Raw genomic sequence first — 15,914 nt, forward strand, 5'->3', positions numbered from 1 at the left:
GATTTAAATTCTTTTTTCAGGGGCAACCCACTTGACGTCCAGCCAGTCGAAAAAGTGTTTTTCAGACTCCCAAACTGGTGGCAATTGAGGATTCGGGTTGATGCACTTCCAGGTGGAGTGCTTCTCTTCACAGTCGGTAATGAGCCGAAGACCGTCGGGCGTTCCACACCAGCCCTTTCGTTTCCAGCCGCCAGCGATAACTTTAGCCGAATAATCAGCAGAGCCGGTACGGATGGCGAATTGACGATAAAAGTCTTCCCTCGACGGCATAAATAAATCCAGGACAATTCGAGGCATTTCGATTTGCATGTACCTGCCGTCGGGCTTGCCCTTGATCACGTTGCCAAAGCCTTCAACTGTTCGCCGAAATGCGGGACTGACCTGGGCGGGCTGAGCGACACCCCCAAACAGACTGAAATCCGTAGGCGAAAACTTCTTTGGCAAAACAACCAGCTCGATGTCTTTGACCTCTTGTTTTAGCCGCCGAATACTGCCTGCGATGTAAATCTTATCGCAGTAGTCCTCCAGTTCAAAAACCAGATTATCGGCCAGTTTCTTGGCTTTTGCCAGTTCAATCTTTTGCCGTTCTGGAGCAGGCACTTTGTCGGTTTTGTTGGTTTCCAAAGGCATCTGTTTTGCGGGTGTCGGTTCGGGTACCATGGGCGTTTTGCCTAATATTTTGGCGATCGCATCGGCGTATTCGCCCCGTTTCCGATCACTGTAGCCCGGCAATGGACTAGAATCGGTCAGCGTACAGTAAAAGAGCTCCAGCTGACCTACACTATAAAAATTGGATAGGTAAACGATCAGGCTGGGGTGGGCGGTAAACCGTTGATTAGCCATCTTTCAGCTGTTGATATTCAGACTCACCTGGCCCTTTAACGCTGACACTGATGCCCTCCTTAGCTAAGCCCTTAACCATGGTATTGGCAATGGATCTGGCTTTACGCAAACCGTCTTTTAGCTGCGCCCATTGGGCAGAAGGCCGATGATTGGTGACCTCACCCGTCTGCTCATCGACGATTGTTGATTCAGATTCCTCTGTATAGGGGAAAATCTCCAGTATTTTAGTCGTGTTGACGTCCGTAATTTCGAACGGATCAAGAGCGGTTTTCAAGCTCAACTCTACACGTTCGTAGGCCTGTTTAGGCGTTTCAGCATTCACCAGCATCACGCTCGGCGTTTTCTTCTGTTTACCCGTTTTTTCGTCGTCAGTAATAAATACCGCCTTCACTTTAAACCAGGTCTCACCACCGTCATCATGGTAAAAGACATCGGCGAGTTTCATGCGGGTAATGTTGGTAATCTCAAAGTCAGGCGTATTTGCTGCGATTTCCTGATATAAGCGAGCTTCAGCGTCGGTGTAACTGACAGCATCAACCAGATAAGCCTCTGTAATCGTTTTTTGCTTGATAAATTCATCCTTCCGAGACCCGACATTCGAATCGTCGATGGGTTGCTGATAGCGGATTTTGCCGAGGAACCAATTAGGCATAGTGGTAAAATTTATTGGGTGAACGACTTGATAAAAATGGGATTGATGAGCTTTTTACGGACTTTCCGTCTTCGCTTATCCCTGAATATGACGACCTGAAAATCAGGCAGTAAGCGAGCGAAATAGGATAAGGGTTCGCTAACCAATTGGAGCTTTTTGCGTTTCAATTTGACCTTGCTGTACATGCCTTCAGATCTGATCATTTGAATACGCTCAATGGGTGTCGGGCCGATCGTTGGCAGATGGATGAAACCGGGCGGCTGGGCAGCACGTAGGTTATGCCGCCCGGGTCTGGTGGCTTGCAACATGATTTTTCGAATTAGATTTGATTACCGAATTATTGATTAGCGATTGAGGTAAGCGGCCCGAATGGCATCACGTACATCCTGATTGGTCATGGCGGTAATTCCCGTATAGCGACGCAGGGCCGCAGCATCCCATTTAGCCGTTTTCGGGCAGTAGTGATTGACCGTGTAGCCGTTGGCCCGCAACACGTGAGTGATGGCGAAGCCTGCGCCAAAATTGATTCCAACGTCACAGCCCCGTTCAAAAATGTAGGCTTCGCGCCTGGCTCTAGACCAGGTATCGAAATCCTTTGGGAGTGTCTTCGACTGGTATTTATTGCGGCCTTCGTTGAGCCAGCCAGCCTCCAAATAAACCACGCAATCATAGGGATCGTAGCCAAAGCAGGTTTCCTGCAACTCGGCAAAGTAGAGCGGAACGTGCTTAACGAATTTGTTCTGGGGATAGCTCCAGACGGCAAAACCGCTTTGATTTTTATCGGGATCGATGCCTAGAACAAACTGACGTTTGGAGGGGCGGTTGATTGGGGTTTGGTAGCCAGCTGGCCGTTCGTTGTTATTCTTCATCATCGATAAGGTTAGGGTCGATACGGATGGATTTACCGGGGAAATAAACGGCTTCGACCATTTCGCAGAACCGGTCATAATTGCGGGTTCCGTAAATCGCTTCGAGTTCGTCAGGCACCTTATTGGAGGTGAAATGCGTCTTTTTGCCGTAGTCGATGTAGGATTCATAGATGCTATTGATCAGATAGTCCATCGGGTCTTCCTGATCACCGTAGACCTTGACCAACTTCTTTTCACCGCCTAATTCGTCAATCAGCCAGTTGCCCTGTTCAATTTTGGCAATTGGATTCAGGCTCTTGGCGCTACTGATCGCCCGCATAAGCCGCTTAGTGCTGACCATCCGAAACGCCATATCCTTGATGGGTACTACCTCGCAGAGCACGGCCATCATGCGAAACAGGTAGGTTTTACCCACGCCGACTGAGCCATAGACATACAGATTTTTGGATAAAGGAATCTGGCTTGTTGGGTCGCCGATAAAGTATTTGGTCACTTCATCGACGACAGCAAAGCTTTCGGTTGTCCAATAAGGTTTCCGCTCTCGGCCTGCCAAATCAGTTTCGTAAATGGCCCGAACAATCACCTGCGCTTCCTCAAAGGGCAACACCTGATTGCGACCTGGCTTGCGAAGAGCAGCTACTTTGCCGAGGATGCTATCCAGTCGGCTAACATTGCGCATCGTGGCGACCGGATCAGCGCCCACTTTGGCCCGGTGGGCCCGACCGTCCGGTGATAGCTTATCGTAATCGATGGGCTGAACGAAGGACGTTTTGCCGTAAAATTTGTTTCGACGTTCCTCGATGCGCTGCTGAGTTAGCTCATAGGCTTTCTGTTGATCCGGATCCGGTATACCCAGATGTTCATTGAGTAGCTCATCACTAAGTGCTACTACTTCGCTTAAATTTTTGGGGGCCGTAGTCGGTTCGGATGATTTCTCGCTGGGGGCTGGCGTCGGATTGACTGGAGTTAGGGACGGAGTCGGCTTCATGTCGATTGATGATTTCGTCGTTGAAAACTTTTGTTTCCAGATAATTGGTGGGGGCCTTTCGGTAACGTTTGTTGGGTGTTGACCGCACGTAAGCCGGCGTATGCTGGAGGGCCGTTTGCCGCTCTTCGTTGGTGAGTGTAATCCAGAGTCGACGGCACTGATCCTGAGCAATGTTGAGATCGTAGAGCGTGTACCACTGCGAGAAGGGGACATTTAGCGCTTCAGCATCTCGTTTGAGCAGGAATGGGTCACTACGAAACGGCTGAGGCTTAGGTTTTGGGGGAACGCGCGGAACGAGGGGGCGTTTTCGAATTTTGTTTTTTCGAGCGCGTTTAAAAAAAATAAACCGTTTCGTTTTTTCGCGCACACCCCTTTGTGTGAGTGTATAAGATTTTAATAATCTCTTATATATAGACTTGGTGTCAAAATTTGGCACCAAAGTCAGCGTTAAGGTGTCAAATTTTGACACCAAAATCGGTTTAGGTTCCAAATTTTGACACCTAATAGCGGGTTTAGCTGTCAAAATTTGACACCAAAGCTCTTCGGTTTTAGGTGTCAAAATTTGATACCTAAGCTCGTATTTATGCTTCGCGCCCTGGCCTTTTCCGCCCTCCGAAAAATCTAGAAGACCCACGTCGGCCAACCGTCTGCGGCAGTCTCTAATCGTACCTTTTGAGAGCTTACAATGCTCTTTAATTTCGGGGTCACCCAGCAAAAAACTCTCAGGCCAGGCTACTGGCCTTGTCTCATTGGCCACATTGAGCAGAAAGTAATACAGCCTCGATTCGTTGCCCGAAAAGCCACCAATGAGTTTATCTACCTGCCAGAAACGGTTCATGAGATCGATGTAAGAAACCATAGAGGGGCACTCAAAAAAATCAGAAATCAATAGTTGATTCCACCCGGAATAATCCGGTTGTATTCGGCCAGAAACCAGCCGACAGCGTACAATAACAGGCCAGTCCAGCCAATTATCATGCACCATTTGAAGCGTGTGAATGTGGAGGAATGTATCATGATACAGGGCGTCGGCTATCGGTCAGGATGGTAAAAGCGTAGTTGCTGAGCAGATCGGCGTACAGGTAGCAGTGCTGGAGCGTATCGGCATCTACTTTGCAGGTTTGCAGTAGAGCGATCTCCAGGCGAAATCGAAAGTATGACCACTCCAGTAATGTGTGGTGGGACTGCTTCAGATCATGCTGGTAGTAGCGTTCTGCACGCCGTCGGGCAGCCGTAAGCAGGGCAAAACCCGACAATTTTTCCTGATGCCGTTTCACATCAAAGGTGGCCAGCCATAGCTCGAATTCGAATTGACAGGCTTGCAGGTCTGCCTGCCAGTCTTCTGGCAGCAAATCGTGAAGCAGCTCGAAAAACTTGTGAGCTTCCTGTTGGGCGGAGGTGTGCATGGGCTTATTCATGGGCTACCTCCATTTCTGTCTGAATCGTTAGCCAAACCCGTTCCAGATGCCAGATCAGGGCTTGCAGGTGATGGACGCCCAAAACGGCTGCATAATAGTGGGAATCGGAAAGTAGATCCCACTGGCTTGATTCGGCGGGTACCAGCACGTAGTTGTAGACGCCAAAGGCCTTGTTCCAATGCAATCCGTAGAAGCCGTAATTCGACGATATCGGATCGTTACTTAAAAGCGTAAAGCCCAGCTTTTCAAGCCATTCGGGTGTAATGGGAAGCACGCTCAACTCACTGAGTGTGCACCTGGTACGCATGGGCATCGCTTTGCCAAGATGAATCGCTACGGCTAACTCAACAGGCGTCCGAGTGAAACTTTGTACTTCCGTAATCTTATCCAGATAGGAGAAATAGCTACCAACTACCAAATCTTTTATGTCGATCGTTTCCATCAGTACAGGATTAAACCGTGATAGGCAAGCATCCATAGGCCGACGAACAGACCGATAAAAAAGAGCAGCAGGAGTGTACGATGTATCAGGGCCGTGATGATAGTAGCCCGGTTGGTCAGCCACCAGTAGCGAACGTGAATCAGCCAGTCAGCCAGGGGCAGCGATCGGAGCATGATCGTACAAAACAGGCCATTAATCGCCAGTGCGGCCAAAATGGCTAGGATGGTGATGGTCATCATGATCGTATCAGGCGTGAATGTTGCAGTCGATACCCTGAACCTCCTTAGTGACGCGCTCAGCGATGTTCTGAATCGTGTCTGTATCGCGAACGGGAACCCAAACGGTCTCCCGAATGGTGCTTGTATCAGGATGCTTTCCGTCTTCGCTGAATTCAATCCGGCCATTATAGACCGATACAGTGACCCGGAATTCCAAGGCCCGGCAGCCATGTTTCCGATTGTCATCAAGAAATTCAATGCCCAAACAGTGTGGGCCAGCCAACTGGCCAACCAGTTGCTCGAGTTCCAAAAAGTCCTTTTCGCGGTCTAGATCAGCCAGTGTTGTCGGCATTAGAATTGGGTCGAAAAAGGCCCCCAGGATAAGGGGGAGGGCAGATAGTTGACGGGATTGCATATGTTTGCAGTAGATTTGATTACCCAGCACGTCCGGACGTTTTGCGCCGGGCGTGCCTCGTTTTAGAAAGAAAAGATTTGATTACTCAGCATGCTTACTAGAAATGGGAGAGGAACTGATTCAGATCAGCCGACGTAATGCGGAAATCGCCAGCCGTTAATTCTTTCGCTTTGAGGTAAACCAGTTTACCTTTTCGGTCTCGCCGACCTTCCCGAATGAACCGCCGAACCATCTGGGCACTATAGCTAATGTGTTCGGCTAATTCCGAAACCGTGTAAATAGCCTTTCCAGAAGGTTCCTGTGGCAATTGCTGGGCCTTTTGCAGTTGCTGAATTTGCTCGATGAGGGGTGTAATTACCCGCAGCATAGCCGCTTCAATGTCGGCAGGTGAGCCAGTGTAGAGCGTTTGAGCTTGCATGGATCAGGCTAGTTTTTTGTTATCAATTAGTGCCTTGGCCACCGATCGGCTGGCATGAGTACAAGCCAGCTCACATTGGGCATTGCCTTTCAAATTCATGGCGTCAATATTCTCCTGAGCCATCGCTTCGGCGAACTCAATGGCTTTCAGTTCCAGTGCACTGACGTTTTCACGAATATTTACTTTTTCGGGTAGCCCTTTTTTAAGCCGAACTACCTCGGCCGTTCCCCCATACAGGGGCGTATATATGGCATTGGTGCAGACTTTGAAGCCGCCGTACTTGACACCATGCGCAGCCAGCGTTTTGGTGAAGCTGTTGCGGGTGGCCACCCCTTTCAGTCGAGCCTCGATCCATTTGTCAGACTTACCATCGGCTTTCCATTTGCGAACGGCGCGTTCCGTGCCACGTTGAATGGCGAGTTCGGGATTGGCCTCTTCGTCGAGTCGTTCCAGAAAAGCCTGGTTAACGGCCAGGTGCAGTTCAGGGCTTAACCATTTGGCATAAGAGAGTGCCAAATTCTTGTGTGCCCATGTTCCACCATATCGACCGCGGCTTGCTTTTAAAACCCCCATTTTTGGGGTATTTAAAACGGCAGTCAGTGTGTCAATTAAATCGATAGTCGATTCCCGTTCCTGCCAGTCGGTGGGCGATTTTTTATCGGGGCTGCCCATGCTTTTCCAGAGGTCAGTTAAACTAACCAACCCATTGGCTTCAGATCGAATATCAAGTTCAGAAGTACCTAGCTGAATATGCATGTTAGTATTGCTGAAGTTTGTTTAGAAAAACTGAACAAGACGGGCAAAAAAAATTAAGCCTTTAGACCAGCTAGACGCGCTTTTTGCTTTCTTTTTGCAAGTTCTACGGCATCCTTGATAGCCTCCAGGGTCTCAAGTCTAGGAATATTATTAGGGCCTAACGTCTTGTTAACGAATTGCGTAGTCTTTCTCATGACCTTTCCAACTGTCGTGTAGCCTCCATCCAACTCTTCAACCTCTAGACGCAATAAGTCGCGAGCGTTAATTATGTCTTGCATTTTCGCCATTTGTGTAGTTTATTAACCGTTGACAAATCGTTGATACAAATGTAAGTTTAGTTTTTCTAACATTCGCAAGAATTACTAAACTTTTTTTTGAAATTCTAACGGCATGATAGTTCAACCTGAAATTGAAATAGTTATGGAAACCCCTGCATCCCGGATTCAAAGTCTCATGGATGAGGATAAGTTAAATCAAACTGAACTGGCTGAAAAAATTAACAAGTCAAGAGGTTTAGTCAGTAGTTACTTGAATCCTGATAATAAACCTAGTGACATTTTTTTGAGAACTATCGAGGATGAACTTGGATGGTCAGCCCGATGGATTCGAACGGGTATAGGGCCGAAACGGCTCTGGAACAAGCCGGCCAATCAAAGTTCGGCTTATACGCAAGAGCCCATTTCACCTTATAACGCACAGCCTAGAGACAACGGCGGACGGCTAAATATGTGGGTCGTACCTGCTCGTGCGCAGGCTGGATTTATTAATGGCTTCGCTAAACGTTTATTCGCTGAACAGATTCAGCGTGTTAGTTTCCCTATGATACAGGGTGAATGTTTTTGTTTTGAGGTAGAAGGCTTTTCGATGTTCCCTGATTATGTGCCAGGTAGCTATGTTGTATCAACTTTATTAGAAGATTGGACTTGGATGAGAAAAGGGAAAATCTATGTGTTTCAGACCGACGAAGGTATTATCGTGAAGGCGTACGAAAATACGGTTGATGAAACTGTTTACCTGAGTAGCAGTAACCCAACCTATAATCCTGTCGCCCCTATTTCTTTAAGAGAGCTACGGCAGGTGTATAACATCGAATTTAAAGTCGAAAAACCGAGGGTATAAAGTGCTATCCTAATCTAAACCTTCCTGTATGAATGACGATCTACTAAGCCAACTGGAGCGTCTGGCTAAACTTAAAGACCAGGGTGTTATTTCCGAAGAGGAGTTTCTGCAACAGAAAGCAAACCTGTTTAAGCCAACGGCCTCACCAATCGCCCGTGCTCTTGCTCCATCGCCGACACCAACCTCAACTGGGAAGAAGTCAAACTGGAAAATTTGGCTTTATGTGTTTTTGGGGTTTGCGGTAGTTGGTGGTATTTCGAGACTATTTGAACCAGAGAAGGCGCCCGACAAAAATGCTGCTAATGTGTCGACTAGTACAGAGACAACGGCTGAGGCTCCCAAGTCTCGTCGAGAAGTCGTTGAAGGCTTCTTTTCAGGCTGGGATGGATCACACCGCCAGCTAGAAAAAGCAATCAAAGAAAGCATGAATGATCCCGACAGTTACGAGCATGTGGAAACACGCTTCAAAGACAATGGGAGCACGATCTATGTCCTGACGAAGTTTCGGGGTAAGAATGCATTTGGGGGTAAAATTGTGAATTATGCAGAAGGTAATATTGACGGGAACGATGGCCATTTGATCGATTGGAAGTTTGTTAAACAATAAATAAAAAACTCAAAACCACACCGTTCCATGAAACTTACCTTTGATGGCTGCAAACGCATCAACCTAGATCGGGATGGTCTCGACTTAATTTATTTCTACCGGATTAATGACGATCCTGCGGTTCACCGCATCCATACTGTCTCTACGCATTATCGTGCCTGGTCAATTAATGAGGCAGAACTTATTGAGCACTCAAAACAGGTCTTTTATCAACTCATTTTAATGATAAGAGTCGGCTGGCCAGCGGGGACAGAATTGCCGGATGAAGTCCAGGAATACCATGAGGGAATACATTTCGGCTCTTTAACAGCCGATAAGCTTGACTGGAAAGGCTACAGTCTAGAATTAACAGAAGACTGATCAACACCTAAATCACTCTTTGAAACAATGCACAACTACATTTTTTTGTTAGGCTTCTTGTTGTTGTCCCTTCCATCATTAGGAACATGTATAATCGTATTTAAAAAAGGAAACGTCGTGTATATAGGGGCTGACAGTAGAAATGCTGGGCAGATGGCAGATAACACGTATGTAAATTTCGATAACTACTGCAAAATAATTCCGGTCAATAAATACGTATTTACGTTCGCAGGTTTTGACAATGACAACCTTCATCAAAGGTTAAAGAGTGCGTTAAAATATTCGGCTAATCCAAAAATTGTCTTCCCAAAACTTGAATTCAATATAAAAACTTATTATGAAAAGAGGCTATTGGATGCACAAGAGAAATTCCCCGCAATCTATAAAGATGTTTATAGCCGAGGTAGAATTGCAGAGATTGTTATTGTTTATTTTGAGGGTAAAACTGCCAAATTGAGGCAATACAATATCACTATGACAAATGCTTTAATGGCCAAACCACAAGTGAAAATTGCCTCTACTGATAGCCAGCCAGGATTTCCCAACATTTTATTACCCCTGGGCATAAATGATCATTTATACAAGGAAACGCCAGATGCTGTAACTAATAAGCTTTTAAAAAATCCAGCAAAAGTAATTAAAGACTACATCATGGCCGAAATGAGTCACCCAAAGGTTGGCGGGCCAATCGATATCATTGAAATTTCGGCAACTGGTAAAAAATGGATCGCTAAAAAAGCTAATTGTAATTAGAATTAGAGGGGTTTATGCCACGCCGAAAACTACTCAATCAAAAGAAACAACTCGAAGCCCTGATCATTGCCAACATGATGATTGCCAATTGGGCCAGCCCTTTTCAAAACTTGCCTCCACAGCTTTACCGGTCAGGCCGTGCGATAATGGCCGAGTATGAGCAGATCATGAATCAATTGCGCTAAATGGAACTTACCTTCTATCTGAAAGCAGAGCAATCCGACAGCCAAGGCCGGCTGATGATTCACGGCCGAATCTGCTGGCAATCACAGAAAGTTCGCTTCTCAACAGGGGAGAAGGTGTTGCCGAAAGACTTTAAAAATGAGCGTGTTAAAGCATCACTGGCTCATGCGACTCATATCAATCAAACGCTGGGTACCTACCGCAGTGAGCTGGAAACATTTTTTTATCGTCACCAGAATGACCCGACCCAAACCGAGTTGACAACGAAGGCCGTGCAGGCTGAAATCAACCGGATCCGGGTAGAACTCTTTCAGAAAAAATCCAAACCGGCCCTGCTTCAGCCCGTTCACATCGAGCCGACCGCGCCAACCCTCCAGGAATTTGCACCCCAATACATCGCCGAAATGAAGGCTGACCGATCGCCTTCCTGGGGAAATACACTGAATACCATCATGAGGCAACTGGAGGTATTTCGGCCTGGGCTGGAGTGGTCAACCCTGACGATCAATACGCTCAATCAGTTCAAGGTGTATTTACAGGAGGAAAAAGATTTATCCGATAATACCATTCACACCTACATTAGCTTATTTCGGGGGATGTGTGAATATGCCGAGCGCAGCGGAATCGTTGTGCCACGCGATATCTTTTGGGTGGAAACCCGAATGGGGGAGGTGATTCGGCCCAGCCTGGAAGCGGGTGACGAACAAAAAATTCTGAATGCCACGCTGCATCAAAATCAGAAAGTAAAGCAAGTTCATGCGAATTTACTGGAGATGGTCCGCTGGTATTTCATTTTGTCCTGTCATACAGGCTTGCGTCGTTCTGATCAGTGGCAGTATCTGAATCCGCGGATCGAACACATTGAAAATACGCCCTGTTTAATGGCGCTTCAACAAAAGACGGGTAACCGGGTAGCTATTCCCTTAAGTGAAACCGCCTATTATTTACTACGCAATCCTGTAACGGATCGAAAACCACCCCTCTGCGAACCCTATAATCAATCCCTTCGCCTAATCGGTCGTCAGGCGAAACTAAATCAGTTAGTGACTGTCGGCTCCTTTTATAAAGGCAAGCTGCTGGCCGATGCCATTCCCCTGTATGATGCCATGTCGAGCCACATGGCCAGGCACACCTTTGCAACACGTATGACAGCCGGCGGGATCAATACGTTTACGTTAAAAGAATTGATGGGCCATAAATCCCTGAATTCAACCCAACGCTACCAAACGGTTTCCAATCCAGATATTGTAAAGCATACACTGGAGGCCTGGGCAAAGCAAGGTAAGCGTTGACCCTACTCCGAAATAGAGTCAAATTGGCTAAAAGTTAAATGCACTCTATATATATAAGGAGTAAATAGGCCGACTCGCACCACTCCTGAAATTTCCCGGTTTAACGCTTGTCGTGTTGTTTGACGATATAGAGGCTTTTTTGACCCTATAAGTCATTATATTAAACATTAAAACCATGCCGTGGGTTAGAGTTACGAAACATGACTAACTGTTTGAAGAACGTAATCTTTACGAACGAACTGAAATACAACTTGTCATTTACATAAAACATACGTTATGAAAACTAAATTATTGAGTGTGTTTGCACTCGTTTTGATGTTGACTGTGGGGGCTTATGCGCAGGACACTACTGCGATGAGTAAGAAAGAAATGCGTCGGCAGGAAAAGGCTGAACGGAAAGCCCGCCTGAAGGAGGATATGAAGAATACGGGCCAGAGCATTGGCGAAACGGCTACCGAAGCGGGTCAGGGAGCAAAGCGGAAAGCAAAAGTAGCGGGTGAAGCCATAGGCACTGGTGCCCGGAAAGTGGGTGATGCCGTTACGGATGAAGTCGATAAGGTAAAAGCTAAACGCGATTCGTCGCGTGCCGCAAAACGAGATTCTTTGTAAAGGATTAGTATAAGTACTCGACAAAAAATCCCGCCGATCACTGCTGCTGCTGATGATCGGCGGGATTACTTTTACAAATCGATTTTTAGTCTTACTGTTTCATCAGTTTAATGGATTTGTGCTCGGTTGGCGTACCGACACGCAGCAGCAATAATCCCTTGCGTCCACCGACGGGTAAGCTCAACCGCTCGATTGATTTTGCTTCTTCAATGGTATGCTGTTGGATTACCCGGCCCTGAATGTCTGTTAATTCTAACTGTACAGACTGCCCGGATACACCCCTAACTTCAACTTCGGCCGTTTCATTTACCGGATTTCCCAGTACACGCACCTGCAAACCGGCTCCCGACTCGGCACCTAAACGACCACTGCCTCCTCCGCAGGCAGCCAGCCAGTTATACGTGAAACTAACTTCACCAGGTGTTCCGGCCTGCGTGGCTTTGAGCGTCACGACCGGATTGTCAGTATACAGGTTAAGCGTATAAGGGCCGGGATTGGTGGTTGGGCTTAACTCGTTCACGACCGAAAACGACAAAGGCTGACCATTCACACCAGCGTAGTTAGGATTGAACGTCAGCGTCCGTTGTGTAGGAGATACAGCTGTACAGGTGATGGTATTGACACCAATGATAGCGAACGTTCCTGGCGGGGTTGTATTGTTACCGCAGGCTTCCAACCAGTTATACACAAAACTAGCTTCAGTAGGCGTTCCGGCCTGAGTAGCTTTGAGGGTAATAACCGGATTGTCAGTATACAGGTTAAGCGTATAAGGGCCGGGATTGGTAGTTGGGCTTAACTCGTTCACGACCGAAAACGACAACGGTTGACCATTCACGCCAGCATAGATAGGGTTGAACGTTAAGGTGCGTTGTCCTACTGAGATGGTTGTGCAGGTAACATTCGATGTCCCAACAATGGCGAAGTCTGACGATGAACCACTAATGGACTGAAGCGCTTTATCGGCCTGAATAAACCCAAACCCAGTCCCATAATCAAAGCCCGTATCGAAGCCAGGTGTATACGGATCGTCCATATCCAGCGCTGTCTGTTCCAGCGCAGAAAGAATCGAGCTTGACGACAGGCTGTTTCCACCCTTTTCTTTCATCAAAGCGGCTACGGCTGCAGCGTGGGGAGCAGCGGCCGATGTACCGAAGAAGTTCGGGAACGCATCGGCATCTCTTGGCGAATCTGAGACAAAGAATGTCGTGTTGGTGCCATCCACTGAAGTAATTTCAGGCTTCTGGCGAGTGATCTGGCTTATCCGCTGACCAGCCGTGTTGAAAAGAATAGGTGTTCCACCTACCGAAGAAAAGGGCTCGATGGTAGCCGTAGTCAGCCCACCATTGAAAGCAGGTGTTAAATTGAACGGTGCCGCACCTACCGCAATGCCACGGGTAGAGTTGGCATGCCCAACAATCGTAGAACTTTTCGTGTCGTACTCAATGGTTACATCATCCGCAAAGTTGACCCATTTAATCAATGACGGGTTTGGCCCTTCATATTTGACCAGTACTAAGTCAATCGTAACCGATGAAGAGCCATTGTTCTGAATACCAATGATTTCAACCGGATCACCACCTACATTTATTTCAAAACTCGATAAATCTCCCAGAAGTGTTCCATTGTAATAAACAAGAAGATCCATATCGGTTTGAGCGCCTGCCCCACCACTAACCGAAAAGAATGGATCATCCCACTGGAAGCTAATTATGGCTGTAGCTCCTCTACCTGGAATTGTGATACTTTGCTTTATGTCGCCACCACCGAAATTATGGGCACTGTAGGTTCCGCCTGCATATTGGGGATCAGAATAAGGAGCAGGATTGAACGCGGCCTGATAGGAGGCACGGCCCGAGTTAGCGGCTGCCGAAAAATAAGTTACCCCCTGATTGTTTACGACATCATCGACCGCCTGCGCAACCACGCCATCCTGAAAAAACGGCTCAGCAAAATAACTGATATCATCCGTAATGACCTTACAGCCGGCAGCGGCCAGATCTCGGATACCCTGAGCAAAATTAAGTTCTGTACTATAAGCCGTATGAAAGGCTATTGGGGAACCAGGTGCTATGTCATGAACCAACTCGGCCATGGCGCGCCCTTCATCGGTGCCAGGAGATATGTCTTCCAGCACTTCGACCCCAGCTGGCAAATCGCCGGAGGCTACACCGGCTGGTGCACCACCTAACGCATTATAGGAATCAGAAATAACACCAACTTTTACGCCAGCACCCGTAACATTGTAGGTAGAGCGGGCCACATCAGCGCGCAGGGCCACATCCCCCTGTGATGTTACTGAACCAACATTATTTCTGGGCTTATAAGAAGGGCGGGCAAACTTCAGTGCCGAAACTGACTTTAGAGCCCCCAACTGGTCGATTGGTAGATAACCCGATACTTTTTGCTTGAAAACCAGCCCTTTCTGGAGCCCCATCGACTGGAGAACCTGTAACAAAGCAACCCCTTCCTGTTCGGAGTTGGCCGCAGCTTCAATGGCAATCGTGTTGCCAACCGTGTTGAACAGATTCACCCGTTGAAGGCCACCAATGGGTGCCTGATTGGGAATGCCATTATTCGAAATAATGGCGTATAAATCGGGCGAAACTTTGGCATCTTTTGCCAATTGTTTGACATCCTGAGCCTGGCTCCATGACGATAGACATAGTAGTATAACCACAACGGCTAAAAACCCTCTGCCTGCTTGTAGAAGTAATTTCATGAATAATTTGAGTTAGAGGTTAGTTGTAAGTATTGGGCTAAAAATAAAGTGGCCCAATATGGGAAAAAATAATTTTATCTGTTTCGTGATGATATAATTTATTTATCCTATGTAGAAACAATAGAACTATGTGATATCATATGCCCAAAACGGTTGCATTTTGGAGATGCCCTGGTAGTATATAGGTCTACCTTAAAAGGGTCTATTAGTTGGGCAGACTTACAACTTTTAAGGTAAGTAGTTTGATTGTAATGAACCAGGGCTAGTCCAGTTTCGCCCCAACCTTGGCATACTTACCACGCCAGTGTTTCCACCGCTTGTGCGACCAAAGCCAGTCGGATGGGTATTTGCGGATGGTTTCTTCCAGTAAGTCACGGTAGTTTTCCATGATAGCGCCGGGCGGCAGCGCCTTGTAAGGAGGTTGGCCAATGAGCGTAAATGTTACCTCGTAGTAGCCTCGGCGAATTCGTCTTAGTTCAGTATAAAAAACAGGCAGGTCCCGACTTCGTGCCAGCCGTTCAGTACCTGGATAAAATGGCGTATCCCGATGCAGGAAATTCGTCCAGTAGGCCTGCTCAGGAACATCCGGCACCTGATCGGCCACGAGCGCAATAATGCGCGGAACATCTTTCTGGGCAACCATCCGGCGGGGGAGCGTATTCATCGGAACAGGCACCGCGCCAAAACTCGCCCGCACTGACTGCATCAATTTTTCAAAAAAAGGACTGTTTAGCTGTTTATAAATGCTATCGGTCGGCATGCCGTTCAATACGGAAGCCGATGGAATCCACTCCCAATTGCTACTATGAGAAGCCATTCCGATCACAGCCTGGCCCGATCGCAACTGCTCTTTAACCAGGTCAGCATTCGTAAACCGAACCCTCTGCCGTAACTCCTCCGCTGGGAGGGTAGGCATTTTAATGGTTTCAACAATCAAATCCGTTAAGTTTCGATAAAATCCTCTGGCTATTCGGTGGATTTCCGAGGGTGATTTTTCCGGGAATGATAACTGAAGATTCTCAATGACGACCTTACGCCGATAGCGAACGACGTGCAGTAACAGAAAGTACAGGAAGTCGGCAAGGCCATAAAGCAATCCTAGCGGCAGCCGTGACAATAAACGAAAGAAAATCATTCTGTAATTGGTAGGAAATCTGAAGTCAAAACGATGATTTTGCTTCGCTGATACCCGAAAAATTAAAAATATACAAAATCAGTTGGTGGTATTGATTTTTTGCCTTACTTGTGAACGG

Annotated in this window: 23 protein-coding genes; 7 read left to right on the forward strand and 16 right to left on the reverse strand. The window is 47.2% G+C overall.

Annotation, left to right across the window (positions count from 1 at the left end; translation table 11 throughout):
• Positions 1-3: 3 nt before the first annotated feature.
• The 14 genes from GJR95_RS31580 to GJR95_RS31640 all read right to left on the reverse strand — a co-directional run bounded on the left by GJR95_RS31580 (position 4) and on the right by GJR95_RS31640 (position 7,306).
• A complete protein-coding gene (locus tag GJR95_RS31580) occupies positions 4-843 on the reverse strand; it encodes a hypothetical protein (RefSeq protein ID WP_162389659.1) in 840 nt (279 codons plus the stop codon).
• Positions 836-1,495 carry a DUF4494 domain-containing protein gene (locus GJR95_RS31585; RefSeq protein WP_394369971.1) on the reverse strand — a complete coding sequence of 220 codons (660 nt, stop codon included), beginning with the start codon at positions 1,493-1,495 and terminating at the stop codon, positions 836-838. Before GJR95_RS31585 ends, GJR95_RS31580 begins: the two co-directional genes overlap by 8 nt.
• 11 nt (positions 1,496-1,506) lie before the next feature.
• Positions 1,507-1,803, reverse strand: coding sequence for a hypothetical protein (locus GJR95_RS31590; protein WP_162389660.1), 297 nt, complete (start codon positions 1,801-1,803; stop codon positions 1,507-1,509).
• A gap of 36 nt (positions 1,804-1,839) precedes the next feature.
• Positions 1,840-2,367, reverse strand: coding sequence for a hypothetical protein (locus GJR95_RS31595; RefSeq protein WP_162389661.1), 528 nt, complete (start codon positions 2,365-2,367; stop codon positions 1,840-1,842).
• Positions 2,354-3,352: a P-loop NTPase family protein gene (locus tag GJR95_RS31600; RefSeq protein WP_162389662.1), complete on the reverse strand. Its 999-nt coding sequence runs from the start codon at positions 3,350-3,352 to the stop codon at positions 2,354-2,356. The genes GJR95_RS31595 and GJR95_RS31600 overlap by 14 nt, the downstream gene beginning before the upstream one ends.
• Positions 3,243-3,719 (reverse strand): hypothetical protein, encoded by a 477-nt coding sequence (locus tag GJR95_RS31605; RefSeq protein ID WP_162389663.1) that lies wholly within the window; start codon positions 3,717-3,719, stop codon positions 3,243-3,245. The genes GJR95_RS31600 and GJR95_RS31605 overlap by 110 nt, the downstream gene beginning before the upstream one ends.
• Before the next feature lie 518 nt (positions 3,720-4,237).
• Positions 4,238-4,369 carry a hypothetical protein gene (locus GJR95_RS42615; protein WP_262889738.1) on the reverse strand — a complete coding sequence of 44 codons (132 nt, stop codon included), beginning with the start codon at positions 4,367-4,369 and terminating at the stop codon, positions 4,238-4,240.
• Positions 4,366-4,758 carry a hypothetical protein gene (locus tag GJR95_RS31610; RefSeq protein ID WP_232540917.1) on the reverse strand — a complete coding sequence of 131 codons (393 nt, stop codon included), beginning with the start codon at positions 4,756-4,758 and terminating at the stop codon, positions 4,366-4,368. Before GJR95_RS31610 ends, GJR95_RS42615 begins: the two co-directional genes overlap by 4 nt.
• Before the next feature lie 4 nt (positions 4,759-4,762).
• The gene (locus tag GJR95_RS31615) at positions 4,763-5,212 is read right to left on the reverse strand and encodes a hypothetical protein (RefSeq protein WP_162389665.1); all 450 of its coding nucleotides are present in this window, start codon (positions 5,210-5,212) and stop codon (positions 4,763-4,765) included.
• Positions 5,212-5,451 carry a hypothetical protein gene (locus tag GJR95_RS31620; protein WP_162389666.1) on the reverse strand — a complete coding sequence of 80 codons (240 nt, stop codon included), beginning with the start codon at positions 5,449-5,451 and terminating at the stop codon, positions 5,212-5,214. The genes GJR95_RS31615 and GJR95_RS31620 overlap by 1 nt, the downstream gene beginning before the upstream one ends.
• A 7-nt stretch (positions 5,452-5,458) precedes the next feature.
• Positions 5,459-5,845 carry a hypothetical protein gene (locus GJR95_RS31625; RefSeq protein ID WP_162389667.1) on the reverse strand — a complete coding sequence of 129 codons (387 nt, stop codon included), beginning with the start codon at positions 5,843-5,845 and terminating at the stop codon, positions 5,459-5,461.
• A gap of 97 nt (positions 5,846-5,942) precedes the next feature.
• Complete coding sequence (locus tag GJR95_RS31630; protein ID WP_162389668.1) at positions 5,943-6,263, reverse strand: hypothetical protein; 321 nt, start codon at positions 6,261-6,263, stop codon at positions 5,943-5,945.
• 3 nt (positions 6,264-6,266) lie between these two features.
• Positions 6,267-7,019 carry a KilA-N domain-containing protein gene (locus GJR95_RS31635; RefSeq protein ID WP_162389669.1) on the reverse strand — a complete coding sequence of 251 codons (753 nt, stop codon included), beginning with the start codon at positions 7,017-7,019 and terminating at the stop codon, positions 6,267-6,269.
• Positions 7,020-7,072: 53 nt separating this feature from the next.
• The gene (locus GJR95_RS31640) at positions 7,073-7,306 is read right to left on the reverse strand and encodes a hypothetical protein (protein ID WP_162389670.1); all 234 of its coding nucleotides are present in this window, start codon (positions 7,304-7,306) and stop codon (positions 7,073-7,075) included.
• A gap of 133 nt (positions 7,307-7,439) precedes the next feature.
• Here GJR95_RS31640 and GJR95_RS31645 point away from each other — a divergent pair, with 133 nt between their 5' ends.
• From GJR95_RS31645 to GJR95_RS31675, 7 genes are all read left to right on the forward strand, one after another.
• On the forward strand, positions 7,440-8,138 hold the full coding sequence (locus GJR95_RS31645) for a LexA family transcriptional regulator (protein WP_162389671.1): 699 nt from the start codon (positions 7,440-7,442) through the stop codon (positions 8,136-8,138).
• Positions 8,139-8,166: 28 nt separating this feature from the next.
• Positions 8,167-8,745 (forward strand): SHOCT domain-containing protein, encoded by a 579-nt coding sequence (locus tag GJR95_RS41915; RefSeq protein WP_198424758.1) that lies wholly within the window; start codon positions 8,167-8,169, stop codon positions 8,743-8,745.
• Between the two features lie 27 nt (positions 8,746-8,772).
• Complete coding sequence (locus tag GJR95_RS31655) at positions 8,773-9,105, forward strand: hypothetical protein (RefSeq protein ID WP_162389672.1); 333 nt, start codon at positions 8,773-8,775, stop codon at positions 9,103-9,105.
• Between the two features lie 27 nt (positions 9,106-9,132).
• Positions 9,133-9,858 (forward strand): Ntn hydrolase family protein, encoded by a 726-nt coding sequence (locus tag GJR95_RS31660; RefSeq protein ID WP_162389673.1) that lies wholly within the window; start codon positions 9,133-9,135, stop codon positions 9,856-9,858.
• A 14-nt stretch (positions 9,859-9,872) separates the two neighbouring features.
• The gene (locus tag GJR95_RS31665) at positions 9,873-10,043 is read left to right on the forward strand and encodes a hypothetical protein (protein WP_162389674.1); all 171 of its coding nucleotides are present in this window, start codon (positions 9,873-9,875) and stop codon (positions 10,041-10,043) included.
• Positions 10,044-11,333, forward strand: coding sequence for a site-specific integrase (locus tag GJR95_RS31670; protein WP_162389675.1), 1,290 nt, complete (start codon positions 10,044-10,046; stop codon positions 11,331-11,333).
• A 276-nt stretch (positions 11,334-11,609) separates the two neighbouring features.
• Positions 11,610-11,942 (forward strand): hypothetical protein, encoded by a 333-nt coding sequence (locus tag GJR95_RS31675; protein ID WP_162389676.1) that lies wholly within the window; start codon positions 11,610-11,612, stop codon positions 11,940-11,942.
• A 91-nt stretch (positions 11,943-12,033) separates the two neighbouring features.
• On the opposite strand, the gene GJR95_RS31680 is transcribed toward GJR95_RS31675, so the two are convergent.
• Both GJR95_RS31680 and GJR95_RS31685 read right to left on the reverse strand, forming a co-directional pair.
• On the reverse strand, positions 12,034-14,661 hold the full coding sequence (locus tag GJR95_RS31680; protein WP_162389677.1) for a S8 family serine peptidase: 2,628 nt from the start codon (positions 14,659-14,661) through the stop codon (positions 12,034-12,036).
• Positions 14,662-14,923: 262 nt separating this feature from the next.
• Positions 14,924-15,796, reverse strand: coding sequence for a lysophospholipid acyltransferase family protein (locus tag GJR95_RS31685; protein ID WP_162389678.1), 873 nt, complete (start codon positions 15,794-15,796; stop codon positions 14,924-14,926).
• Positions 15,797-15,914: the final 118 nt, after the last annotated feature.

Origin of the sequence: Spirosoma endbachense (assembly GCF_010233585.1) — a bacterium.
Taxonomy (GTDB): Bacteria; Bacteroidota; Bacteroidia; order Cytophagales; family Spirosomataceae; genus Spirosoma; species Spirosoma endbachense.

Coding starts and splice junctions, on each gene's coding strand:
- GJR95_RS31590 (WP_162389660.1), bottom strand. CDS start 1,803: ATGTTGCAAGCCACCAGACCCGGGCGGCATAACCTACGTGCTGCCCAG.
- GJR95_RS31660 (WP_162389673.1), top strand. CDS start 9,133: ATGCACAACTACATTTTTTTGTTAGGCTTCTTGTTGTTGTCCCTTCCA.
- GJR95_RS31675 (WP_162389676.1), top strand. CDS start 11,610: ATGAAAACTAAATTATTGAGTGTGTTTGCACTCGTTTTGATGTTGACT.
- GJR95_RS41915 (WP_198424758.1), top strand. CDS start 8,167: ATGAATGACGATCTACTAAGCCAACTGGAGCGTCTGGCTAAACTTAAA.
- GJR95_RS31635 (WP_162389669.1), bottom strand. CDS start 7,019: ATGCATATTCAGCTAGGTACTTCTGAACTTGATATTCGATCTGAAGCC.
- GJR95_RS31600 (WP_162389662.1), bottom strand. CDS start 3,352: ATGAAGCCGACTCCGTCCCTAACTCCAGTCAATCCGACGCCAGCCCCC.
- GJR95_RS31670 (WP_162389675.1), top strand. CDS start 10,044: ATGGAACTTACCTTCTATCTGAAAGCAGAGCAATCCGACAGCCAAGGC.
- GJR95_RS42615 (WP_262889738.1), bottom strand. CDS start 4,369: ATGATACATTCCTCCACATTCACACGCTTCAAATGGTGCATGATAATT.
- GJR95_RS31655 (WP_162389672.1), top strand. CDS start 8,773: ATGAAACTTACCTTTGATGGCTGCAAACGCATCAACCTAGATCGGGAT.
- GJR95_RS31665 (WP_162389674.1), top strand. CDS start 9,873: ATGCCACGCCGAAAACTACTCAATCAAAAGAAACAACTCGAAGCCCTG.
- GJR95_RS31680 (WP_162389677.1), bottom strand. CDS start 14,661: ATGAAATTACTTCTACAAGCAGGCAGAGGGTTTTTAGCCGTTGTGGTT.
- GJR95_RS31610 (WP_232540917.1), bottom strand. CDS start 4,758: ATGCACACCTCCGCCCAACAGGAAGCTCACAAGTTTTTCGAGCTGCTT.
- GJR95_RS31685 (WP_162389678.1), bottom strand. CDS start 15,796: ATGATTTTCTTTCGTTTATTGTCACGGCTGCCGCTAGGATTGCTTTAT.
- GJR95_RS31585 (WP_394369971.1), bottom strand. CDS start 1,495: ATGCCTAATTGGTTCCTCGGCAAAATCCGCTATCAGCAACCCATCGAC.
- GJR95_RS31620 (WP_162389666.1), bottom strand. CDS start 5,451: ATGATGACCATCACCATCCTAGCCATTTTGGCCGCACTGGCGATTAAT.
- GJR95_RS31625 (WP_162389667.1), bottom strand. CDS start 5,845: ATGCAATCCCGTCAACTATCTGCCCTCCCCCTTATCCTGGGGGCCTTT.
- GJR95_RS31615 (WP_162389665.1), bottom strand. CDS start 5,212: ATGGAAACGATCGACATAAAAGATTTGGTAGTTGGTAGCTATTTCTCC.
- GJR95_RS31640 (WP_162389670.1), bottom strand. CDS start 7,306: ATGGCGAAAATGCAAGACATAATTAACGCTCGCGACTTATTGCGTCTA.
- GJR95_RS31645 (WP_162389671.1), top strand. CDS start 7,440: ATGGAAACCCCTGCATCCCGGATTCAAAGTCTCATGGATGAGGATAAG.
- GJR95_RS31595 (WP_162389661.1), bottom strand. CDS start 2,367: ATGATGAAGAATAACAACGAACGGCCAGCTGGCTACCAAACCCCAATC.
- GJR95_RS31630 (WP_162389668.1), bottom strand. CDS start 6,263: ATGCAAGCTCAAACGCTCTACACTGGCTCACCTGCCGACATTGAAGCG.
- GJR95_RS31580 (WP_162389659.1), bottom strand. CDS start 843: ATGGCTAATCAACGGTTTACCGCCCACCCCAGCCTGATCGTTTACCTA.